This is a genomic window from Blastococcus sp. SYSU D00820, assembly GCF_054050695.1.
On sequence record NZ_JBJGZW010000040.1, the window covers coordinates 1 to 21,090 of the forward strand.

Annotated in this window: 23 protein-coding genes; 12 read left to right on the forward strand and 11 right to left on the reverse strand. The window is 75.3% G+C overall.

Annotated elements, in window-relative coordinates; genetic code table 11:
• Positions 1-132 precede the first annotated feature (132 nt).
• Together ACI79R_RS23675 and ACI79R_RS23680 are read right to left on the reverse strand one after the other, a co-directional pair.
• On the reverse strand, positions 133-1,080 hold the full coding sequence (locus ACI79R_RS23675) for a TIGR03619 family F420-dependent LLM class oxidoreductase (protein WP_456576144.1): 948 nt from the start codon (positions 1,078-1,080) through the stop codon (positions 133-135).
• Complete coding sequence (locus ACI79R_RS23680) at positions 1,077-2,819, reverse strand: PEP-utilizing enzyme (RefSeq protein ID WP_456576145.1); 1,743 nt, start codon at positions 2,817-2,819, stop codon at positions 1,077-1,079. The genes ACI79R_RS23675 and ACI79R_RS23680 overlap by 4 nt, the downstream gene beginning before the upstream one ends.
• A gap of 125 nt (positions 2,820-2,944) precedes the next feature.
• On the opposite strand from ACI79R_RS23680, the gene ACI79R_RS23685 reads away from it, so the two are divergent.
• A complete protein-coding gene (locus ACI79R_RS23685; RefSeq protein WP_456576146.1) occupies positions 2,945-4,468 on the forward strand; it encodes an AMP-binding protein in 1,524 nt (507 codons plus the stop codon).
• A 123-nt stretch (positions 4,469-4,591) separates the two neighbouring features.
• Here ACI79R_RS23685 and ACI79R_RS23690 read toward each other — a convergent pair whose 3' ends face one another.
• The 5 genes from ACI79R_RS23690 to ACI79R_RS23710 all read right to left on the reverse strand — a co-directional run bounded on the left by ACI79R_RS23690 (position 4,592) and on the right by ACI79R_RS23710 (position 8,429).
• Positions 4,592-5,389, reverse strand: coding sequence for an SDR family NAD(P)-dependent oxidoreductase (locus ACI79R_RS23690; protein ID WP_456576147.1), 798 nt, complete (start codon positions 5,387-5,389; stop codon positions 4,592-4,594).
• Complete coding sequence (locus ACI79R_RS23695) at positions 5,386-6,249, reverse strand: sugar phosphate isomerase/epimerase family protein (RefSeq protein WP_456576148.1); 864 nt, start codon at positions 6,247-6,249, stop codon at positions 5,386-5,388. The genes ACI79R_RS23690 and ACI79R_RS23695 overlap by 4 nt, the downstream gene beginning before the upstream one ends.
• Before the next feature lie 6 nt (positions 6,250-6,255).
• A complete protein-coding gene (locus ACI79R_RS23700) occupies positions 6,256-7,623 on the reverse strand; it encodes an aromatic ring-hydroxylating oxygenase subunit alpha (RefSeq protein WP_456576149.1) in 1,368 nt (455 codons plus the stop codon).
• Entirely contained in the window at positions 7,620-7,862 is a 243-nt protein-coding gene (locus ACI79R_RS23705) for a hypothetical protein (protein WP_456576150.1), read from the reverse strand. Before ACI79R_RS23705 ends, ACI79R_RS23700 begins: the two co-directional genes overlap by 4 nt.
• A 126-nt stretch (positions 7,863-7,988) precedes the next feature.
• Entirely contained in the window at positions 7,989-8,429 is a 441-nt protein-coding gene (locus ACI79R_RS23710; protein WP_456576151.1) for a nuclear transport factor 2 family protein, read from the reverse strand.
• Positions 8,430-8,585: 156 nt separating this feature from the next.
• Between ACI79R_RS23710 and ACI79R_RS23715 the strand changes: the two genes are divergently transcribed.
• Positions 8,586-9,776 carry an acyl-CoA dehydrogenase family protein gene (locus ACI79R_RS23715; RefSeq protein WP_456576152.1) on the forward strand — a complete coding sequence of 397 codons (1,191 nt, stop codon included), beginning with the start codon at positions 8,586-8,588 and terminating at the stop codon, positions 9,774-9,776.
• A 57-nt stretch (positions 9,777-9,833) separates the two neighbouring features.
• Here the strand turns inward: ACI79R_RS23715 and ACI79R_RS23720 are convergent, their stop codons facing one another.
• A complete protein-coding gene (locus ACI79R_RS23720) occupies positions 9,834-10,100 on the reverse strand; it encodes a hypothetical protein (protein ID WP_456576153.1) in 267 nt (88 codons plus the stop codon).
• A 143-nt stretch (positions 10,101-10,243) separates the two neighbouring features.
• On the opposite strand from ACI79R_RS23720, the gene ACI79R_RS23725 reads away from it, so the two are divergent.
• The 3 genes from ACI79R_RS23725 (at position 10,244) to ACI79R_RS23735 (ending at position 11,975) form a co-directional block, all read left to right on the forward strand.
• On the forward strand, positions 10,244-10,825 hold the full coding sequence (locus tag ACI79R_RS23725) for a hemerythrin domain-containing protein (RefSeq protein ID WP_456576154.1): 582 nt from the start codon (positions 10,244-10,246) through the stop codon (positions 10,823-10,825).
• Positions 10,826-10,890: 65 nt separating this feature from the next.
• The gene (locus tag ACI79R_RS23730; protein WP_456576155.1) at positions 10,891-11,199 is read left to right on the forward strand and encodes a hypothetical protein; all 309 of its coding nucleotides are present in this window, start codon (positions 10,891-10,893) and stop codon (positions 11,197-11,199) included.
• Complete coding sequence (locus ACI79R_RS23735) at positions 11,196-11,975, forward strand: alpha/beta hydrolase (protein ID WP_456576156.1); 780 nt, start codon at positions 11,196-11,198, stop codon at positions 11,973-11,975. The genes ACI79R_RS23730 and ACI79R_RS23735 overlap by 4 nt, the downstream gene beginning before the upstream one ends.
• A 1-nt stretch (position 11,976) precedes the next feature.
• Here the strand turns inward: ACI79R_RS23735 and ACI79R_RS23740 are convergent, their stop codons facing one another.
• Positions 11,977-12,993: an NAD(P)-dependent alcohol dehydrogenase gene (locus ACI79R_RS23740; RefSeq protein ID WP_456576157.1), complete on the reverse strand. Its 1,017-nt coding sequence runs from the start codon at positions 12,991-12,993 to the stop codon at positions 11,977-11,979.
• Positions 12,994-13,083: 90 nt separating this feature from the next.
• Between ACI79R_RS23740 and ACI79R_RS23745 the strand changes: the two genes are divergently transcribed.
• Positions 13,084-13,755: a TetR/AcrR family transcriptional regulator C-terminal domain-containing protein gene (locus ACI79R_RS23745; protein WP_456576158.1), complete on the forward strand. Its 672-nt coding sequence runs from the start codon at positions 13,084-13,086 to the stop codon at positions 13,753-13,755.
• On the opposite strand, the gene ACI79R_RS23750 is transcribed toward ACI79R_RS23745, so the two are convergent.
• Together ACI79R_RS23750 and ACI79R_RS23755 are read right to left on the reverse strand one after the other, a co-directional pair.
• Positions 13,746-14,474: a glutamine amidotransferase gene (locus tag ACI79R_RS23750; RefSeq protein ID WP_456576159.1), complete on the reverse strand. Its 729-nt coding sequence runs from the start codon at positions 14,472-14,474 to the stop codon at positions 13,746-13,748. The genes ACI79R_RS23745 and ACI79R_RS23750 overlap by 10 nt on opposite strands.
• Before the next feature lie 46 nt (positions 14,475-14,520).
• A complete protein-coding gene (locus ACI79R_RS23755) occupies positions 14,521-15,369 on the reverse strand; it encodes a patatin-like phospholipase family protein (protein ID WP_456576160.1) in 849 nt (282 codons plus the stop codon).
• A gap of 85 nt (positions 15,370-15,454) precedes the next feature.
• Here ACI79R_RS23755 and ACI79R_RS23760 point away from each other — a divergent pair, with 85 nt between their 5' ends.
• From ACI79R_RS23760 to fgd, 6 genes are all read left to right on the forward strand, one after another.
• Positions 15,455-16,042: a TetR family transcriptional regulator gene (locus ACI79R_RS23760; RefSeq protein ID WP_456576161.1), complete on the forward strand. Its 588-nt coding sequence runs from the start codon at positions 15,455-15,457 to the stop codon at positions 16,040-16,042.
• Between the two features lie 70 nt (positions 16,043-16,112).
• The gene (locus ACI79R_RS23765; RefSeq protein WP_456576162.1) at positions 16,113-17,726 is read left to right on the forward strand and encodes a SpoIIE family protein phosphatase; all 1,614 of its coding nucleotides are present in this window, start codon (positions 16,113-16,115) and stop codon (positions 17,724-17,726) included.
• Positions 17,727-17,775: 49 nt separating this feature from the next.
• A complete protein-coding gene (locus tag ACI79R_RS23770) occupies positions 17,776-18,561 on the forward strand; it encodes a thioesterase family protein (protein WP_456576163.1) in 786 nt (261 codons plus the stop codon).
• 45 nt (positions 18,562-18,606) lie between these two features.
• Complete coding sequence (locus ACI79R_RS23775; protein WP_456576164.1) at positions 18,607-19,362, forward strand: ABC transporter permease; 756 nt, start codon at positions 18,607-18,609, stop codon at positions 19,360-19,362.
• 89 nt (positions 19,363-19,451) lie between these two features.
• Positions 19,452-19,889: a DUF1707 SHOCT-like domain-containing protein gene (locus ACI79R_RS23780; protein WP_456576165.1), complete on the forward strand. Its 438-nt coding sequence runs from the start codon at positions 19,452-19,454 to the stop codon at positions 19,887-19,889.
• An 89-nt stretch (positions 19,890-19,978) separates the two neighbouring features.
• Complete coding sequence (gene fgd / locus ACI79R_RS23785) at positions 19,979-20,986, forward strand: glucose-6-phosphate dehydrogenase (coenzyme-F420) (protein ID WP_456576166.1); 1,008 nt, start codon at positions 19,979-19,981, stop codon at positions 20,984-20,986.
• Positions 20,987-21,090: the final 104 nt, after the last annotated feature.

A 21,090-nucleotide genomic window follows, 5' to 3' on the forward strand; every position in this document is an offset into this window, starting at 1 on the left:
CCGCCCGCCGCCCCCCCCCCCCCCCCCCCCCCCCCCCCCCCCCCCCCCCCCCCCCCCCCCCCCCCCCCCCCCCCCCCCCCCCCCCCCCCCCCCCCCCCCCCCCCGCCGCCCCCCGGGGGGACGGCAGCCGGATCAGGCCGGCGCCCCCGACAGGACCGCACCCTCCTCGCGGGCGACCGCCAGCAGCGGCGCCAGCACGTCGGGCACCTGCTCCCACGCCTCCGGGGAGTCCATGTCGTCGGCGAAGCTGGTGTCGACGATCAGCTGCTCGGCGCCGGCCGCGATGGCCGTGCGCAGGTCCTCGACGACACCGTCGAGCCCCTGTCCCCCGCCGCCCACCGGATCGGTGGGCCGCTGGGTGTACGAGCGGAGGAACAGCCGCAGCGGCGCCCGGCCTTCCGGCCGCATCGCCGCCATCGCCGCCATCTGCTCGAGCAGCTGGTCGGCCGTGCCGCGGCTGGGGTTCCAGATGTCGAAGTACCGCGCCGTGCGCCGCAGCCCGGCCTCCGACCGGAGGCCGGACAGCAGCGGCGGGTGCGGCCGCTGCACCGGCTTGGGCCGCTGCACCGCCTCGGGGATCTCGAAGAACTCCCCGGAGAAGCGGACCGGGTCCTCGCCCCAGCAGACCAGCAGCGCCTCGACGAGCTCGTCCATCCGCCGGCCGCGGGTGCGCGGGTCGACGTCCATCTGGGCGTGCTCCTCGTCCGACCAGCCCGCGGCGATGCCGGCCACCAGCCGCCCGCCGGAGAGCAGGTCCAGCGTGGCCAGCCGCTGGGCCAGCTCCACCGGGCGGTGGTAGCCGGCGACCAGCACGCTCGAGCCGATCATCGCCCGCTCGGTGCACGCCGCCACGAAGGCCAGCAGCTCGGTCGTGCCCAGGATGTCCCGGTAGGCCGGGTGCACGCTGGTGCTGGTGCGCCCGGCGTACCCGGAGCTGTTGGCCAGCGGGTAGAAGAGGTGCTCCTGCGCCCACAGGCTCGCGTAGCCGAGCTCCTCGGCGCGGCGGCAGAACCGCTGCACCGTTCCGCGGGTCACGTGCGGGCCCAGCTGGGGCAGGCCCAGCCCGATCCCGATCGTCACAGCACGGTCACCGTGCCGGCGGTACCGTCCACCTCGACCATCGCGCCGTCCGGGATGCGCAGGGTCGCGTCCTGCACCGACACCGCGCACGGCAGCCCCAGCTCCCGGCAGACGATCACCGCGTGGGTGATCGTGGCGCCGACGTTGACGACCACGGCCGCCGCGGGCACGAACAGCGGCGTCCACGCCGGGTCGGTCTGCGGGGCGATGAGGACGTCGCCGGGCTGGTAGTCGCCCACGTCGTAGGGGTCGGTGATGATCCGCGCCCGCCCCCGCGCGGTGCCCGGGCTGCCGCCGACGCCGGTCAGGACGGCGCCGGGCAGCGCCTGCTCGACCCGGCGGCCGGTGCGGCGCGGCCACTCCGACAGCGGCTTGTTCTCCGTGAGGAAGAACGGCGGGTCGAGGTCGAACAGCAGCTGGTAGTTCCGCGCCCGGGTGGCCAGCTCCTCGCGGAAGCTCTCCGGGTCGGCGACGAAGGCGTCGAGCTCCTCCTCGCGCAGCATCGTGATGTCGTGGTGGTCGGCCAGGACGCCGCGCTCCACCATCCGCCGGCCCAGCTCGTACATGGCGACCCGGATCTCGTTCATCGACCGCACGCACGAGGTCTTGGTGCGCTCGCGCCACGGCATGAACCGGGTGATGGAGGAGCAGGCGGCGAGGAAGGACTGGCGGGCCTCCTCGGTCGGCATCCGGTCGGCGAGCTCGGCGGTCAGCTTCTCCCGCTTGATCCGGTTCTCGTCGCGCACCCGGGCGGGGTCGGCGCTCTCGTCGCTGCGCCGCATGCCGTCGATGGCGACGAGCAGCAGCACCGGCTGGGTCTCCCAGCTGTCGGAGCGCAGGTCCCACTCGTTGGGGGCCCGGGAGCCGTACTCGAACACCAGGCCGTCGAAGAGCTGGACGAACCGCTGCGCGTCGGGGTCGTCACTGGCCCGGAGCCGGTCCAGCAGCCCGGACATCCCCTCGTCGAACAGGGCGGTCAGGGTCGCGGAGCCGCGCACGAGGCGGCCGAGGTCCCACATCACGAACGAGGGGGCGGCCGAATCGACGTCGCCCAGACCGCTCATGAGCGCGCCGAGCTGGTCGGCCTCGCCGATCTCGGCGAGCAGCTGGCCGGCCACGGCCGGGCCGACCGTGGACAGCGTGGTGGTCGGCACGTGGTAGCTGTAGCCGTAGACCAGGTCGTCGACGAGCTCGCGGCTGCGCGCGACGAGCTCCGCGTCGCTCAGGGCGGACAGGTCCGGCCGGCTCTCCCGCGCCCGCCGGGCGCGGCGCTTGGTCTCCTCGACCTCGGGGAAGGTCGTGGTGCTCAGCGCCCAGGCCGACTTCTGCGCCAGGTTCTCGGTCAGCGACTCGACCTGGTCGCCCGGCTTCTCCACGTACTCGGGGAGGTCGGGGTGCGTGCCCACCCACAGGCTGTTCCAGATCGGCACGGTCATGCCGGGGAGCCGGGCGCCGATCAGTTCGGTGATGGAGAAGTTCGTGTAGTGGTACCCGGCGAAGTTGCCGATCGTCTCCGGCATCGTCTCGTCGAGTTCCTCGGGCAGGTGCGTGCCGAGGGTGCGGGTGTACCCCTCGCGCCAGCCGATGTTGAGGCCCTTGTTCCAGACCATCGTGACGTTCAGCGGGCTGGACGGGTCGGGCAGCACCTCGCCGGCGTTGGCCCGGGTATAGACCGGATAGCGCTTGCTGACCTCCCAGTCGGTGATCCAGTGCTCCATGTCCAGCTGGTCGTCAGCCATGTGTCCTCGCTCGGATGTGGTGCAGCTAACAGGGGTTGAGATATAAAAACATGGCTCGAAACCCCGAGCAATGGTCTTCGGCCCCTGGGCCGGGACCGCGCCGCCCACCCATCCGGAGGTCCCCTGTGCGAGCAACCCCGATCGGCGACCGCGCCGCCTCCGACCCGGCCGGTCGGGCGCTGGCGACGCCCACCGAGGAGCTCACCTGGTCCGCCCTCGCCGAGACCGTCGACCGCGCGGCCCGGGGGCTGGCGGCGCTCCCGCTGGGGCCGGCCCGGCGGGTGGCGATCATGGCCGCCAACAGCGTCCCGACGGTGCTCGCCCACCTCGCGGCCATGCACGCCGGCCTGTCGGTCGTGCCGATCAGCTACCACCTGACCGCGCGCGAGGTGGCCTACGTCCTCGGCGACAGCGCCGCCGGCGCGCTGCTGTGCGACGCGGGCTCGGCCGCCGTCGCGGAGGAGGCCGCGCGCACCGCCGGCGGCGTCGCGGTCATCGCGTGGGACGGCACCCCGGACAGCCGGTGGGCGCGGCTGCTCGAGGACGGCGCCGCCGCGCCCGCCGTCGACCTGGACCGCGCGCCGCGGCCCAACCTGCTCTACACCTCGGGCACCACGGGCTTCCCGAAGGGCGTCGAGCGGCCGGCCACCCTGCCGGCGAGCATCGCCGCGTTCCTCGAGGAGCAGCGCGAGCCGGCCGACGCGGGGCCCTTCCTGGGCGTCGGCCCGCTGTACCACACCGGGCCCATGCGGGCGGTCCGCCGGCTGGCCGGAGGGCGCCCGCTGGTCGTCCTGCCGCACTTCGACGCCGAGACGGTGCTGGCGACCATCGACCGGGAACGGGTCACCGGAACCCTCATGGTCCCCACCCACTTCGCCCGCCTGCTGGCCCTGCCGGAGGAGGTGCGCGCCCGCTACGACGTCTCCAGCCTGCGGTCGGTCGAGCACACCGGCGCCGCGTGCCCCGTGCCGGTCAAGCGGGCGATGATCGAGTGGTTCGGCCCGGTGCTGGTCGAGAAGTACGGCGGCACCGAGTCCGGCACCGTCACCTCGATCACCTCGGCCGAGTGGCTGGCCCACCCCGGCTCGGTGGGGCGCGCGGTGCCGCCGTTCGAGGCCGTCGTCGTCGACGGCGCCGACCAGCCGGTACCCCCGGGCACCGAGGGGCGGCTGTACTTCCGCGACACCACCGGCCGCGGCATCACCTTCCACGGCGACCCGGAGAAGACCGCCGCCGCCCACATCGCCCCGAACGTGTTCACCGTCGGCGACATCGGGGTGGTCGACGAGGACGGCTACGTCTACATCACCGGCCGGCACTCGGACATGGTCGTGTCGGGCGGGGTCAACCTGTACCCCGCCGAGTCCGAGCACGTGCTGGCCGAGCACCCCGCGGTGGCCGACGTGGCGGTGATCGGCGTTCCGCACGACACGATGGGCGAGGAGCTCAAGGCCCTGGTCGTCCGGTCGGGCGAGGTCTCCGAGGCCGAGCTCGTCGCGTGGTGCCGGGAGCGGCTGGCCCACCCCAAGTGCCCGCGCAGCGTGGACTTCGTCGACGACCTGGGTCGCAGCCCGATGGGCAAGCTCGACAAGCGGAGGCTGCGGGCGCCCTACTGGGCCCGCGAGACCGCGACCGTCGCCGGGCGCTGACGGTATCTGGACGACGGGTACAGGAACTCGCAGGTTCCCGGGCGGCCGGGACGGTCCGGCGCGGCGACGCGCCGGACCGCTCCCGGGAACTGGAGTTGCTGTCGCGTTACCGGCTGCGTGCCGTCAGGGCATGACCTTGCCGCCGTTGAGCATGAACGTCATGCCGGTGAGGTAGTCCGAGCCCCGGCCGGCGAGGAAGACCGCCAGCGGGCCGGCGTCGCGGTCGGGGTCGCCCAGCCGGCGCATCGGCAGCGACTCGCGCAGCGCGCGGACGAACTCCGGCCGGTCGCGCTCCCACGCCTCGAAGGCGTCGGTGCGCAGCGTGGGGCTGATGACGTTGACGGTGATGCCGTACTGGCCCCACTCGTTGGCCGCCGTGCGGGACAGCGCGCGGACGGCTTCCTTGGTCATGTTGTACGGCGCGTTGCCGGTCGTGCCGAGCATCCCCGAGGTCGACGAGAAGTTGAGGACCCGGCCCCAGCCGGCCGCCCTCATGTATGGGAAAACCGCCTGCATGCCCCACAGGGTGGCCATGGCACCGGTGGTGAAGCTGTAGTCGACGACGTCGGACTCGACGTCCTCGACGCCGGTGTAGGTCGTGGACGTGGCCGGCTCGCGCGCCGTGCCGAACCCCTGGGCGTTGTTCACCAGCACCGACACGGTGCCGTACTCCTCCACCGCCCGCGCCACCGCGGCCTGGATGTCGGGCCGCCGGCTCACGTCGCAGCCGACCGCCAGCGCCGTGCCGCCCTCGGCGGTGATGTCCGCCGCCACCGCCTCGACCGTCGCGAGGGTGCGCGAGGCGAGGACCACCCGGGCGCCCTCGCGGGCGTAGGCGCGCGCGATCGCCCGGCCGATCCCCCGGCCGGCTCCGGTGACGAGGGCGACCAGCCCGTCGAGCTGGCCGGGCGGTGCGGTCACGAGGCGGCTCCCGGGGTGGACGCGGGGACCGGGCCGCCGCGCAGCAGGTCCGCGCCGGCCCGGAAGGCCGCCGCGGCACGGTCGGGGTCGGGCAGGGCGGCCAGCTCGCGGACCGGGGTCTCGATGCAGACCGGGATGCCCGGCGGCAGGGCGTCCAGCAGCGGCCGCAGGGGCAGCTCGCCGTCCCCGGGGAGCAGCCGGGCGGTCACCGCCTCGTCCCGGATCTCGGCCACGCCGCCGCGCGGCGGCCGCCGCGGCGCGTCGCACAGCTGCACGTACGGGAAGAGCTCCGGGCACTCGTCGGCCACCGCCGCGACCTGCTGCGGCGTGCCGCCCGAGCGGGCGAGGTGGAGGGCGTCGACCAGCGGCGCCACCTCCGTGGCACCCCCGCGCCGGGCCTGCTGCACCAGCCGCAGGGCCTGCTCGAACGACGCGCACTCGGAGAAGCGCATGAACTCCAGCACCGGCACCAGGCCCCGGGCGGCGCACCGGTCGGCGAGCGCGGCGAGGGTGACCAGGAAGCGCTCCTCGTCCGGGTCCTCGTCGACGGTCAGCAGGTGACGGGCACCCAGCTCGGCCGCGGCGTCCAGGGCCGGCTCGAGGTCGTCGACGACGGTTCCCGGGCGGAGCCGGACCACCTCGACGTCCAGCAGCCCGATGCCGGCGTCGTCCATCCGGGACCGGAGGGCCCGGCGGGCCCGGGCGTCGCGGACGAGGTGGTCGTGGTCACCGGCCCGCGGCTCGAGCAGCCGCAGGGTGATCGAGTCGAACCCCGCCGCGGCGGCCGCGTCGACGATTGCCTCGGCCGGCCGGCCGCGCAGGTTCAGCACGGCCATCGCCAGTTCCCGGCCGGCGATCACGGCGGGTCAGCGCTCGGTGCCGATGCCCAGCCAGCGGTCCAGGAGGAAGTGCCAGTGGCGGATCTTGCTCTCCTGGTACAGGGAGAACGGCAGGCCCGTCATCGGCGCGGACTTCAGCCCGACCTGGATGCTGGCGATGTTGCTCGAGTCCTGGTCGAGGATCCGGGCGGTGATGCCGAGCACCGGGGCCTCGGTCCAGGAGCCGTCCTCGGAGATCCACTGCATCTCCGCCGGGGGCGGCTTCTCCCCCTCGTACGGCGAGAGCAGGAAGACCTCCATCACCGAGGACTCGTGGTCGTCGCCGTAGGGACGGAACCGGTACACCACCCGCTGGTAGGCCGCCCACGGGTGGAAGTTCGGGAAGATCGTGTAGTCGATGGCGTCCACGATCTCGGCGTCGGAGATGGTGTCGGCCCGGTCGCCGATCGCGCCCCGCAGGGAGTCCCGGCCCAGGTCGCCGCCGAGATCGCGCAGGGTGCGCCCGTCGGGCATGAGCACCTGCGGGTCCTCGTCCTCGCGGGTGTCGAGCATCCAGTCGAGCATCTCCTGCTCGGTGGGCTGCCACTTCAGCGAGGGGCTGGGCGTGCCGCTGGCGTGCATGCTGCGGCTGAAGTTCTCGTACGTGTCGTAGCGGCTGTTGGTGTCCCCCAGCCGCGGCAGCTGCTGCGGGTGCGTGGAGGCGACGTGGAAGGCCTCCATGAAGGCCTCCTGCACGACCTTCCAGTTCGCGCGGTACACCTTGGCCACGTGACCCTGCACGTAGCGGTCGGTGAGGTCCCACTCGGCGAAGTGCTCCTGCACCGCGCCGAGGAAGTCCTCCAGCGGCTCGCAGTCCGGGTCGGGGTTGACGAAGACGAACCCCTGCCAGGTGCCCACCCGCAGCTGGCCGAGGGCGAGCTTGGCGTCCTCGATCTGCGGGAAGTCCCAGCGGGCGGGCACGAACGCCAGCGACCCGTCCAGGTTCCAGGCGAACCCGTGGAAGGGGCAGCGCAGCACGTCGACCCGGGCCGGCTCGGTGCACAGCTGGCGACCGCGGTGGCGGCAGACGTTCCAGAACGCGCGGATCTCCTCCGGCGCGCTGCGCACGATGATGATCGACTTGCCGCAGATCTCGTAGACGTAGGTGTCGCCGACCTCGGGGACGTGGTCCTCCCGGCAGGCGAACTGCCAGACCCGGCTCCACAGCCCGGACTTCTCCAGCTCGTGGAACTCGCGCGTGGTGTACCGCGCGATGTCGATGTCGCCGTCGCCGAACCAGCCCGGGGACTCCTCGAGCATGTGCTGCGGAACCGTCCGCGAGTCCTTCTGCAGGATCTCGGTGTAGGACGGGCCCGGGCCCCGGCGGGTGGTCGGTTCGTCGCGCTGGACCGTCACAGCGTCTTCTCCTTGCTCACGAGGGAGCGGAAGCGGCGGTTCTTCGACACGTCCTCGGGCTCGGTGGGGCCGTTGCCCACCCACTCGCACATGTGGATGTCGACCGGGATCTTGTCGCCGGAGAGCCAGCGGCCCGAGGGGGTGAAGACCCCGACCCGGCCGTCCGGGGTGGTCACCTGCACGCCCCCCTCGCAGAGCTCGTACACCGCCCGCGAGAGCGGGTGCGTCAGACCTCGCATGTCCCGTTCGTCTCCCGTTCCACTGCCCCGACCCCAGGTGGGGTCGATCTCAAGTAACTTCGTCCACTGAACCGGAGCCCCGCCGCCATGTCAAGGGAGCGCGGGGTGTCGGGCCGCGGGCCCGGCTCAGCCGGTGGGCAGGTCGAGCACCGCGGGGTTGCCGACCGTCCAGCGGCGCTCCAGCCGCAGCTCCGAGATCAGCCAGCGGTCGCCGTGCCGCTGCAGGACGTCGTGGTACTCCCCGCCGATGGTGCACCAGTCGGCGGCGCCCCCGACCTCGGCGACGTGCCAGGCCTCGACGTACATCCGGCAGCGGGCGACGTCGCCGTCCACCACCACCCGCGGGTTGGTCATCGAGTGCTGGGTGGCCTGCATCGTCTCGAAGCGCCGGCGCCGGGCGGCGACCCAGTCGACCGCGGTGGTGCGGCCGCCGGAGCCGGGGCGGTGGGACGTGTAGTCGTAGTCGAACTCGGCGGTGAACACCGACTCCAGCAGCGCCCAGTCACGGGTGTCGATCCCCTGGGCGAACTCGTAGAGCGTCCGCACCACGGCGCCCGTGTCGGTCATCCCCGCACCACCTCGTCGTAGTCGCAGTTTCTTGACTCGGTTCCGACAATAGGGCGGTACGGCTCCCCGGACGACGGGAGCGGTCGCGACCCGCTGCCCCGCCGGCCGGCCGGGCACGACGGGCGGGCCGCCCCGCGCGGTCGTAGCGTCCCGGCCGTGACCGAGCTGACCAGCCCCGACTTCTACGCGGTGGAGGAGCTCCTCGAGCCGGAGGAGATCGCGATCCGCGACAAGGTGCGCGCCTTCTGCGCGAAGGAGGTGACGCCGCGGATCAACGACTACTGGGAGCGCGCGGAGTTCCCGTTCGAGCTGGTGCCGGCCCTGGCCGAGCTCGGCATCTCCGGCGGCACCATCGAGGGCTACGGCTCCCCCGGCATGAGCGCCGTCTCCGCGGGGCTGGTCGCCGCCGAGCTGGCCCGCGCCGACGGCAGCGTGGGCACCTTCAACGGGGTGCACAGCTTCCTGGCCATGCAGTCGATCGCCCTGCTGGGCTCGGAGGAGCAGCGCGAGCGGTTCCTCCCGGCGATGGCCCGGCTGGAGAAGATCGGCGCGTTCGGGCTGACCGAGCCCGGTCACGGCAGCGACGCCGTCGCCCTGGAGACCAGCGCCCGGCGGGACGGCGACGCCTACGTCCTGGACGGGCGCAAGAAGTGGATCGGCAACGGCTCGATCGGCGACTACGTGCTCATCTGGGCCCGCGGGGAGGACGGCCAGGTCGGCGGCTACGTCGTCGAGAAGGGCACCCCCGGCTTCACCGCGACGGTGATGACCGGCAAGACGGCGCTGCGGGCGGTCTGGCAGGCCGAGATCACCCTCGACGGCGCGCGCGTGCCCGCGGAGAACAAGCTGGCGAACTGCCGGTCGTTCAAGGACGTCTCCGCCATCCTCGACCGCACCCGGTACACGGTGGCCTGGCGCGCGCTGGGCGTGGCGACGGCGGCCTACGAGCTGGCGCTGGCGCACGCGCTGCGCCGCGAGCAGTTCGGGCAGCCGATCGCCGGCTACCAGCTGGTGCAGGAGAAGCTCGCCCGGATGCTGGCCGGGATCACCACCATGCAGCTGATGTGCTGGCGGCTGTCGAAGCTGGCCGACACCGGGCGGATGACCGCGGCGATGGCGTCGCTGGCCAAGCGGCACTGCTGCGCCACGGCCCGGCAGATCGTGGCCGACTCCCGGGACCTCTTCGGCGGCGACGGCATCCTGCTCGAGCACCACATCGCCCGCCACCACGCCGACATCGAGGCCATCTACACCTTCGAGGGCACCGACCACGTGCAGGCGCTGATCGTCGGCCGGGAGATCACCGGCCTGTCGGCGATCTCCGGGCGGCGGCCCGACCGACGCTGAACGCACGAGCGCCGCCGTCCCGGGGCGGGACGGCGGCGCTCGTGCGCCGGGGCGGGCTCAGCCGGTCGGGGAGAGCGTCGGCGCCGAGGCCCCGGCGGTCATCTGCACGCACGTGGGGCAGGCGGTCCGGCCGGCGCCCACCCGCTGCCACCGCTGCGACCCCCAGATCTGCACGATCGCTCCGCAGATCGCGAGCTCGATCTCGCCGTCCAGCTCCGACGGCGGGCGGTGCACCTCCACGGCGTGCCAGGGGCGGTCCGGCGCGTCGGGGTTGAGCGCGGACCAGCGGTCGGGTCGGGCGAAGCCGACTGCGTAGGACTCCACGTCCATCTCTGTGCTCGCCCTCACACCGCGCCAAACCTCCCCGTCCGGGTGAACGGGACGAATCCGTCCTGGCCGGTGTGACGGGCCGGCTGCGCGGGAACCCCTCCTGTCCCGCCCGGAGGAGGAGGAGGAAGGACACCCCCATGACCGCAGCCCCCGAGCAGGACGTCGTCGACCTGCTCAGCGCCGACCACCGCGAGTTCGACCGGATCTTCGGCGAGCTGGAGCAGCTGCGCGGCGCTGCCGACGCCGACAGCCTGGAGCGCAAGCGCCGGCTGGTCGACGAGGTGACCATCGGCCTGGTGAAGCACTCGGTGGCCGAGGAGACGCGGGTCTACCCCAAGGTGCTGGCCGAGGTCGACCGCGAGGAGGCGCAGCACTCCAAGGAGGAGCACGCCGAGGCCGAGGAGACGATGAAGCGGCTGGAGCGCATGGAGCCCGCCGACCCCGGATTCGACGACGCCGTCGCCGAGCTGATCCGCGAGATCCGCCACCACGTCGAGCACGAGGAGGGGCGGATGTTCACCGAGCTGCGCCGCGCCTTCTCCCGCGAGCAGCTGGTGCAGATGGCCCAGGAGGTCGAGGCGGTCAAGAAGCTGGCGCCCACGCGCCCGCACCCCATGACGCCGAACGAGGGCACCGTGCGCACCGTGCTCGGCCCGGTCGCCTCGCTGCTGGACCACCTCCGCGACGCGGTGAGCGGCCGGGGGAAGAGCACCGGCTGATCCCGGCGGGCACCCCGCCCGCCGCGGCGGCGTTACCGTCGAGGCGGAGCGAGGAGGAACGCGCGGTGGACCCTGTGAGCCTGCTGGTCGGCGCCGGCCTGCTCGCCCTCGGTTTCGGCGCCGGGCTGCTGTCCCGGCGCCGGCCGGTACCGCCGCCGGCGCCGCCCGCCCCGCTGTGCGGCTGCGGGCACACCCTGAGCCAGCACGACCCCGAGACCAACACCTGCTACGCCGAGCTGCGCCGGGACACCTACGACAAGCGCGGCCGGTGGTCGGGTCACGCCTGGGTGCCGTGCACCTGCCGGCGGTACATCGGCCCGCGGCCGATCGACGAGGTCTTCCAGCCCCGGCTGCTGCCGCCGAGCGAGCCGTGACCGACCGGTCCCGCGGCCGGCGCCGCGCGGCGCTGCTGGCCGCCACCGAACCGGCGCGTGCCCTGGCCAGCGCCGGGGCGTTCGCCGCCACGCTGCCGCTGGTGCGGCTGGCCCCCCGCGGCGAGCCGCACCCGGTGCTCGTGCTGCCGGGGCTGCTGGCGTCGGACCTGTCGACGGCCACCCTGCGCCGCTGGCTGCGGTGGCTCGGGCACCCGGTCGTCGGCTGGGAGCTCGGCCGCAACCGCGGCCCCACCCGCGAGGTGGTGGAGCAGCTGCCGGGCCTGCTCGCCCGGCTGCACGAGCGGCACGGCAGCCCGGTCAGCATCGTCGGGCAGAGCCTGGGCGGCGTCTTCGCCCGCCGGCTGGCCCTGCGCGCGCCCCGGCAGGTGCGGCAGGTGATCACCCTGGGCTCGCCGTTCGGCCTGGTGTCGCGGCGGATGGACAGCAGCCCCGGCGCCCGCGCCTACCAGCGCTTCGCGCACCTGCACGCCGCCGACGCGCTGTCGACCAGCCGGACGCCGTCCCGCCGTCCGCTGCCGGTGCCGAGCACCGCCGTCTACTCCCGGTGGGACGGCGTCGTCGACTGGCGGGCGTGCCTGCAGGAGCCCGGCCCGCGCAGCGAGAACGTGGGGGTGCACGCCAGTCACCTCGGCATGGGCCACGATCCGGCCGTGCTGTGGGTGGTGGCCGACCGGCTCGCCCAGCCGCGCGGCGAGTGGCGGCCGTTCACCCCGCCGGCCGGCCTCGGCCTGCTCTTCCCGCGGGACGACGACTGAGCTACCCGACCGCCACGACCACCTTCCCGGTGGCGCGGCCCTCGACCAGGTGGCGCACCGCGGCGCCGGCCTCCTCGAGCGGGAACACCCGGTCGACCAGCGGCACGACCTCGCCCCGCTCGGCCATCCCGGCGAGGACGGCGAGGTCCGCGGAGTTCTCGGACGACACGAACATGCCCAGCGTCTGGCGGACGAACGGCGAGAGCAGCGCGGCGCCGAGCTGGCGCTGGAACCCGCCCAGCCAGCGGCCGCCGTTCTCGCCGCCGACCACGACCAGCCGGCCCCGCGGCGTCAGCAACCGGCGCAGCGCGGCGATCGGACGCCGTCCGCCGGTGTCGACGACGACGTCGTAGCGGCCGGCCGGCAGCTCCGCGGCGGCGTCGACCACCGTGGTCGCCCCGAGGGCCCGGACGGCGTCGACCTTGGCCGGTGTCCGGCACACGCCGGTGACCTCCGCGCCCGCGGCGAGCGCGATCTGGACGGCGAGGCTGCCCACCCCGCCGGCCGCGCCGGTGACCAGCACCTGCTGGCCCGGCCCGACCCGCCCGTGGTCCCGCACCGCCTGCAGCGCGGTCAGGCCGGAGACCGGCAGCGCGGCGGCCTGCACCGGCGTCAGGCCGGTGGGCGCCGCCGCCAGACGCGCCGGATCGGCGACGGCGTACTCGGCGAGTGCGGCGGTACCGGTGCCGTAGACCGCGTCGCCGACCGCGAAGCCGGGAACCCCCGGCCCCACCGCGGCCACCGTGCCGGCCAGGCTGCGCCCGGGGTTCAGCGCGCGCGGGCGGCGCAGCCCGAAGCCGGCGCGGACCGGGAGCGGCCGCCCCGCCAGGACGTGCCAGGTGCCGTAGTCGACGCTGGCCGCCGCGACGCGCACCAGCACCTCCCCCGGGCCGGGGGCCGGCCGTTCGACCACCCGGGCGTCCAGCACCGCCTCCGGGTCGGTGCCGTAGCGCTCGTGCACGACGGCACGCATCTGCGTGCCTGCTGCGAGCGACGCGTTCTCGTCGACGGACTGCATCCCGACCACCCCTTACGGTGTAAGTACGACGGGCGAACAGTGCCCTTACGGCGTAAGGTCTGTCAAGCCGCCGAGCGGAGGAGGAGTCGCGTGAGCCCGACCGAGAGGTCCCGTCCCGCGCTGAGCCGCGCCCGCGTGCTGGCCGCGGCGGTGGCGCTCGCCGACCGGTCGGGACTGGAGTCGCTGAGCATGCGCCGGCTGGGCGAGGGCCTGGGCGTGGAGGCGATGTCGCTCTACCACCACGTGGCCAACAAGGACGACCTGCTCGACGGCATGGTCGACGTCGTCTTCGGGGAGCTGACCCTGCCGGCAGCGGGCGACGACTGGCGGACGGCGCTGCGCGACCGGGCGCACTCGGCCCGGGCCGCCCTGAACCGCCACCGCTGGGCGATCGGGCTGCTGGAGTCCCGGGCCACGCCGGGGCACACCACGCTCCAGCAGCACGACGCGGTGCTGGGCTGCCTGCGCGCGGCGGGCTTCTCCTGGCTGCTGGCCGGGCACGCCTTCTCCGCCGTCGACAGCTACGTCTACGGCTTCGCCCTCCAGGAGCGGGGCCTGCCCTTCGAGACCCCGGAGCAGGCCGCGGAGCTCGCCCCGCGGATGCTGGCGCAGTTCCCCGACGGCGCGTTCCCGCACCTGGTGGCGTTCATGACCGAGCGGGTGCTGGTGCCCGACTACGCCTACGGCGACGAGTTCGCCTTCGGCCTGGACCTGCTGCTCGACGGGCTCGCCCGGGCGCTGGCCGACGAGGCTCAGGCGTAGCGCGCGACGAAGTTGCCGAGCATGCGGCCGGGCTCGGTGACCACCGCCTGCCGCAGCCGGACGACGAGCTCCTCCAGCTCCGCCGGCGGGAAGTAGCCCGCGTGCTGGTAGACCCGGGCCCGCGTGACGATCCCCTCGACGTCGAGCTCGGGGTGGAACTGGGTGGCGTAGAGGTTCTGCTTCATCCGGAACATCTGCACCGGGCAGGCCCACGAGGTGGCCAGCAGCACCGCGCCGGGCGGCAGCACCCGGCAGGCCTCCTTGTGCCCGACCAGCGCCGAGAAGGTGTCGGGCACCCCGGCCAGCACCGGATCGGTCCGGCCGGCGGGGGTCAGCTCGATCGGCACGCAGCCGACCGGCTCGCCGTAGCTGCGGTCGACGACGCCGCCCTGGTGCACGCCGAGGGTGCCGATGCCGTAGCAGGCACCGAAGAAGGGGAAGTCGCGGGCGACGACCTCGTCGAGGAGGACGCGCAGCTCGGCCTCGACCCGCAGCTGCACCGGGGACTTGGCGTCCTCCGGGTCGCTGGAGTTGAACGGCCCGCCGCCGACGAAGACGCCGGAGTAGCGGTCCAGGTCGATCGGCGGCAGCGGACCGGCCTCCATCCGCACCCGGTGCAGCTGGTCGGCCTCGAGCCGGGTGAGGCGCAGGAACGCGGCGTACTCGTCGTCGGCGGCGACGTCCTCCGCGCGGGAGGCCAGGAGCAGGAAGGGCCGCACGCGCCGATGGTAGGGGCGCCCGGCGGCGCCGGACACGCGGCGGCCGTCAGCTCCAGAGCGCCCGGACGGCGTCGGCCTCGGCCTCGGCCTGCGCGCGGCCGGCGCGGGCCGAGGGGGCCCGGGTGACGACGTCGAGCGGGTTGGTGCCGAACGCTTGCAGCGCCGCGGCGTCGGCGGTGACGAGGTGGGCCTGCGCCTCGCGGCGGAGCAGCTCCAGTTCCTGGTCCAGGGAGGGGCCGAGCGGGCTCTCCGGGAATCCGCGCATCGGGGCGACCACCAGCACCCGGTCGTGGCCGGTGGCCAGGTCGGCGTTGGTGACCGAGCGCAGGCCGCCGTCCATGTAGCGGCGGCCGCGGATGGTGATCGGCGGCCAGACGCCGGGCACCGCGCAACTGGCCGCGACCGCGTCCAGCAGCGGCACCCCGGACCCGGCCTCGAATGCGGCGAAGGCGCCGTCGCCGGTGTCGACGGCGGTGACCACGAGCCGGCGCTCCGGCCAGCCGGCCCCGCCGATCCGGCCGGCGATGATCGCCCGCCGCTCCGCCTCGGGCACCGTCGGCGTCCGCAGGGCGATCGCGCCGATCCGGGCGCGGGCCTCCTCCGGACCGGTCGCCCCGGCCACCGCGGCGCCCATGGCGGTCATCATCCGGTTCGCGTCGAACTGCACGCCCGCGGGCTCCGAGGGCGGCACCGGCGCGAGCTGTTCCCGGTACAGCTCCTCCAGGTCGCGCCCGCCGCGCAGCAGCGCGCCCACGACCGATCCGGCGGAGGTGCCGACGACGAGGTCGGCGTCGCGCACGTCGACGCCCGCCGCGGCGAGCCCGGCGAGCAGGCCGATCTCCCAGGCGATGCCGGCGACGCCGCCACCACCGAGCACGAGCGCGCGGGTCGTCATGGTCGGTCCTCCCGGGTCCGGCGGCGGAGCCGCGGTCACGCTAGGAGCCTGCGTGCACCGGGTGCAAGCCCCTAGGGTCGCGGCCATGACCGAGACGGCGCGGCAGGCCCAGCGCCTGGCCACGTGGCGCGGCATCCAGGCGACCGCGATCCGGCTGGTCGGCGAGCGCGGGTTCGCCGCGGTCACCGTCGACGACGTGGCGGCGGCCGCGGGCACCTCCCGGCGGACGTTCTTCAACTACTTCCCCACCAAGGCCGCCGCGCTGTTCGACCCCGACCCGGAGCTGGCCGGGCACCTGCAGGAGCTCATCGGCCGGGCGCCGGTCACCGGCGACCCGTGGGCGGACCTGCGCTGGATCTGCACCTCCTTCGTCGCCGCCGGGCAGGACGACGTGCTCGCCGTCCGCCGGCGGCTGGTGGCCGAGTTCCCCGAGCTCGGCGAGTACCAGGCCTCGGTGCACCGGCACGTCGAGACGGCGCTGGCCGGCTGGGCGCGGCAGCGGCTGCCCGGCGATCCGCTGACCGCACGGCTGCTGGCCTCGGTGGCCGCGGCGGCGCTCGGGGCGGCGTTCGCCACCTGGGACCCGGCGACCGCGCCGGCCGAGTTCGTGCGCCTGGCCGACCGCGCGCTCACCCTGGCGCGGGTCGAGTGCCCGGTGCACGTCGACCGCTGACCGTCGCGGCTGACGTACTGTGCGTAGGCACCCCAGGCCGGGGGGACCCACCGAGCGGAACGGAGCCGAGGTGAGTCCAGCGACCCCCGCAGAGCCGCCCTGGCCCGTCCCGGTGCTCGACCACCTCACCGGCGGGGTCCTCCTGCTGGCCCCCGACGGCACGGTCACCGCGGTCAACGCGGCCGGCGCCCACCTGCTGGCCGGCCAGCCCGGGGGGCTCACCGGGCGGGACCTGTGGACGGCGCTCCCCCACCTGCGCGGCAGCGTCTTCCACTCCTTCCTGCTGCACGCCCGCACGGCCGGCTCCCCGGTCACCTGGCAGGGCTTCTCCCCCTCGACCGGCCGCTGGCTCACCGCGACCGCGCAGGTCGTCGGCGACCTCCTGCTGGTGGAGCTGCGCGACGCGGGCACCGACGACGGGGAGGCCGAGCGCGAGCGGCTGCGGTTCCTCGCCGAGGTCTTCGAGTCGGTGACCACGCTCGACGTGGAGGAGTCCGCCGAGCAGCTCGCCCGCCTCGTCGTCCCGCGGCTGGCCGACTGGGCGACGGTGACCGTGCTCGGGGCCGACGGCACCCCCGACCGGGCGGCGCGGGCGCACCGCGACCCCGACCGGCTGCCCGACGTCGACCGCTACCTGGCCGAGCGGGTGCACGCGCCGCGCGACCAGTCCTCGCTCAACGAGGCCATGCGGTCGGGCGAGCCGGTGCAGTTCCTCGAGGTGACCCCCGGCCTGGCGCCCCGCGACTCGTCGGACGAGGCGCTCCAGGAGGCGTGGCGGCGGCTCGACCCGACCTCGGTGCTGTTCGTGCCGCTGCACGCCCGCGGCGAGCCGATCGGCGTCCTCTCCCTCATCCGCTGCGGAGCGGCTCCGCCGCACGACGAGGCCGAGATCGCCACCGCGGTCGAGGTGGCCCGCCGGGCGTCGCTGGCGCTGGACAACGCGCGGCTGCACGGCCGCCGGGTGCAGGTGGCCGAGACCCTGCAGCACAGCCTGCTCACCTCGCCGCCGCGGCTGCCCGGGCTCGACCTGGCCGTGCGCTACCGGCCGGCCGGCACCGACGCGCTGGTGGGCGGCGACTGGTACGACGCGTTCGCCCTGACCGACGGCGGCACGGCACTGGTGATCGGGGACGTGGTCGGCCACAACGTCGAGGCGGCCGCGGCGATGGCACAGCTGCGCAGCGCCGTCCGCACGCTGGCCTACGACCGGCCCGACAGCCCGGCCCGCACGCTGGACCGGGTCGACCGGGTGCTCACCGGCCTGGACGTCGGCTCGATGGCGACCGCGCTCATCGCCCGGCTGGACCGGCCGCGCGCCGGCGGCCGGCGGCGGCTGCGGTGGTCGTCGGCCGGCCACCCGCCGCCGGTACTGGTCCGGGCCGACGGCACGGTGCAGGTGCTGGACAGCCCTCCGGAACTGCTCCTGGGCACCGGCGACCCCGGCCGGCACACCGACCACGAGCTGCCGCTGTCGCCCGGCGACACCGTCGTGATGGTGACCGACGGGCTGGTCGAGGCCGGCCGCACCGGCATCGACGCGGGGATGGCCCGGCTGGCCGAGGCGCTCGGCGAGCTGGCCGGGCTGGCCGCCGACGCGCTCTGCGACCGGCTGCTCGGCCGGATCGTGCCCGAGCGCGCGGAGGACGACGTCGCCGTCCTGGCGCTGCGGGTACTGCCCGCCTGACCCCTGCTACGGTCGGTTGGACAACCGAACCGATGGAGGCGGGGAGCACATGGCGGAGATCGCGGAGGCCTTCTACCTGCCCGTGGGCGAGGGCCGCTACGAGGCGACGAGGGCCACCGAGAGCCCGTGGGACCGCACCGCCCAGCACGGCGGCCCGCCCTCGGCGCTGCTGGCCACCCTCGCCGTCGCCGGCAACCCGCCGGGCCTGCGCGCGGGGCGGGTGTCGGTGGACTTCCTCGGCCCCATCCCCCGCGGCGAGGTGACGGTGGAGGTCGCGCCGCTGCGGCCGGGCCGGCTGGTCGCGCTGACCGAGGCGCGGATGCTGGCCGGCGGGCGCCCGGTCGCCGTCGCCCGGGTGTGGTCGCTGGCCACCGGCCCGCAGCCGCCGGTCACCACACCGGTCACGGTGCCCGCCGCGCTCCCGGGGTCGGACGCCGACGCCTCGATCTTCCCGGGCCTGGACGACTGGGGGTACGGGCGGGCGCTGGACTGGCGCTACACCGCCGGCTCCCCCGAGACCCGCGGCCCGGCCGACGTGTGGACGCGGGTGCGGGTGCCGCTCCTGCCGGGCCAGGAGCTGACCGGCCTGCAGCGGGCGCTGATCGCCGGCGACGCGGCCAACGGCCTGTCCGCCGAGCTCCCCATCGACGAGTGGCTGTCGATCCCGCCGGGGATGGCCGCCACCCTGCTGCGCGAGCCCGAGGGCGAGTGGGTGCACCTGGCCTGCCGCACCGACCTGTCCGGCGACGGGCTCGGGCTCTCCCGGGCCACGGTCTCCGACGAGCGGGGTGCGGTGGGCGAGGTGACCCAGCCGCTGCTGGTCCGGCGGCGCTGAGCCCGGGGCGCCGGGGCCGCCGCGCCGCTCGCTAGCGTCGGCGGCGTGGAGGACCCGATCCGGCTCGCGGTCGGGCTCCTGCTCCTGCTGGCCGTGGCCGTCGCCGTGCTCACGGTCGCCCGGATCGGCCAGCGGCGCGCGGTGCTGACCGCCGCCGGCCGCGCGGTGGTCCAGCTGACCGTCGTCGCGCTGGCCCTGCGCGGGGTCTTCGCCGCGCCGGCGCTCGTGGTCCTGGTGCTGCTGCTCATGTTCGGGGTCGCGACGTGGACGGCGTCCCGGCGGCTGTCCGGCTTCCCCGGGGCCGGCCGCGCCGTGGTGCTCGCCTGCGGCGCCGGCGCGGTGGTGACCGTCGGCATCATCTGGGGCCTGCCCCTGCTCGACCGGTCGGTGCGCACGCTCGTGGCGGTCACCGGTGTGGTGGTCGGCGGCACGATGACCGCCGCGACCCTGACCGGCCGCCGGCTGCTGGAGGGCCTGCGCCGGCGGCGCGACGAGGTGGAGGGCTGGCTGGCCCTCGGCGCCACCCCGCGGCGCGCGGTGTCGGCGATCGCCCGCGACGCCGCCGGCGAGGCGCTGGTCCCGGCGCTGGACCAGACCCGCACGGTCGGGCTGGTGACGCTGCCGGGCGCCTTCATCGGCGCCCTCCTCGGCGGGGCCGACGCCGCCGACGCCGCCCGGTTCCAGCTCGTCGTCCTGGTCGGGCTGCTGTGCGCCGAGGCGGTCACCGCCGTCACGCTGGCCCACCTGCTCGGCGCCCCGCGGACGCTGCCCGCGCCCGATCCGGAGTCCGCCCGGCGCTGAATGCCGCCTTCGAGGCGGACTCACAGCTCGGTCACAGCTGGCGGCGGCAGACTGCTTCCCCCCGTCCGTCTCCCGAGGAGGAGCTGGCCATGACCTCGCCGGCCGAGACCGCGGCACCCGCCGCGCCGACCACCCCCGCCCCCTCGCGGCTGCGCGCCTCCGACGCCGACCGCGCCGCCACCGTGGGCCTCCTCCAGGAGGCGGTCGGCCGCGGGCAGCTGACCCCCGACGAGGGCAGCGAGCGGATGGCCGCGGCCTTCGCCGCCGTGCACCTGTCCGACCTGCCGGCGCTGACCGCCGACCTGCCGGGCCCCTCCCCCGCGCCGACCCCGCCCGGCTGGCGGGTGCTGGCGCACCTGGCGGTCGCCCAGCTGCGGGCGACGCTGGCCGACCCGGCCACCGGCCGGCCCGACCGGGCGCGGGTGGCCGCGGCGGTCGTGCTCGCGGTGCTGCTCGTCGTGGCGTTCGGCGCGGTGGTCGCCGAGCTGTTCACCGCCGACGTCGGCCGGGGCCGCTTCGACCGCTGACCGGTGCCGCTGCCCTCCCGGGCCGCTCGCAGGGTTGAATGCGGTCCGGGAGCGGAGCCGTCCACGGCTCCGGAGAGAGGAGCACTCGCGTGGCGTTGCGGTTCGGGTACAAGGCGTCGGCCGAGCAGTTCGGCCCGCGGCAGCTCGTCGAGTACGCGGTGCGTGCCGAGGAGCTCGGGCTGGACTCCGCGACGGTGTCCGACCACTTCCTGCCGTGGCGGCACAACGGCGGGCACGCCCCGTTCGCGCTGAGCTGGCTGGCCGCCGTCGGCGAGCGGACCTCGCGGATCCAGCTGGGCACCAGCGTCCTGACGCCGACCTTCCGCTACAACCCCGCGGTGATCGCCCAGGCGTTCGCCACCACCGCCCTGCTGACCGAGGGCCGGGTCTTCCTCGGCGTCGGCACCGGCGAGGCGCTCAACGAGATCGCGGTCAGCGGCCGGGAGTGGCCGGAGTTCAAGGAGCGCTTCGCCCGGCTGCGCGAGGCCGTCGACCTCATCCGGCAGCTGTGGACCAGCGAGGGCGAGCTCGACTTCTCCGGCGAGTACTACACGCTGGTCGGCGCCAGCATCTACGACCGGCCCGAGCGCCCCGTGCCGGTCTACGTCGCCGCCGGCGGGCCGGTGGTCGCGAAGTACGCCGGCCGGGCCGGCGACGGGTTCATCTGCACCTCGGGCAAGGGCATGGAACTCTACACCGACAAGCTGATGCCGGCCGTCCGCGAGGGCGCGGAGGCCGCCGGCCGCACGGTCGACGACGTCGACCGGATGATCGAGATCAAGCTCTCCTACGACCGCGATCCGGAGCTGGCCCTGGAGAACACCCGGTTCTGGGCACCGCTGTCGCTCTCGCCCGAGCAGAAGCACAGCGTGGGCTCCGCCGCGGAGATGGAGCGGCTGGCCGACGAGCTGCCGATCGAGCAGGTCGCCAAGCGGTGGATCGTGGCCTCCGACCCCGACGAGGCGGTCGCGCAGATCCGCCCCTACGTCGACGCGGGCCTCGACCACCTGGTGTTCCACGGGCCCGGGCACGACCAGGAGCGCTTCCTCACCCAGTTCAGCGAGGACCTGCTCCCGCGCCTGCGCGAGCTGGGCTGAGCCGGCCCGGGGGGGGGGGGGGGGGGGGGGGGGGGGGGGGGGGGGGGGGGGGGGGGGGGGGGGGGGGGGGGGGGGGGGGGGGCGGCCGGCGCCCCCCCCCCCCA

Excerpts from the sequence above, each read along its gene's own strand:
- ACI79R_RS23710 (WP_456576151.1), bottom strand. The coding sequence starts at position 8,429 with ATGACCGACACGGGCGCCGTGGTGCGGACGCTCTACGAGTTCGCCCAG.
- ACI79R_RS23760 (WP_456576161.1), top strand. The coding sequence starts at position 15,455 with ATGACCGAGACGGCGCGGCAGGCCCAGCGCCTGGCCACGTGGCGCGGC.
- ACI79R_RS23780 (WP_456576165.1), top strand. The coding sequence starts at position 19,452 with ATGACCTCGCCGGCCGAGACCGCGGCACCCGCCGCGCCGACCACCCCC.
- ACI79R_RS23680 (WP_456576145.1), bottom strand. The coding sequence starts at position 2,819 with ATGGCTGACGACCAGCTGGACATGGAGCACTGGATCACCGACTGGGAG.
- ACI79R_RS23705 (WP_456576150.1), bottom strand. The coding sequence starts at position 7,862 with ATGCGAGGTCTGACGCACCCGCTCTCGCGGGCGGTGTACGAGCTCTGC.
- ACI79R_RS23740 (WP_456576157.1), bottom strand. The coding sequence starts at position 12,993 with ATGCAGTCCGTCGACGAGAACGCGTCGCTCGCAGCAGGCACGCAGATG.
- ACI79R_RS23755 (WP_456576160.1), bottom strand. The coding sequence starts at position 15,369 with ATGACGACCCGCGCGCTCGTGCTCGGTGGTGGCGGCGTCGCCGGCATC.
- ACI79R_RS23770 (WP_456576163.1), top strand. The coding sequence starts at position 17,776 with ATGGCGGAGATCGCGGAGGCCTTCTACCTGCCCGTGGGCGAGGGCCGC.
- ACI79R_RS23725 (WP_456576154.1), top strand. The coding sequence starts at position 10,244 with ATGACCGCAGCCCCCGAGCAGGACGTCGTCGACCTGCTCAGCGCCGAC.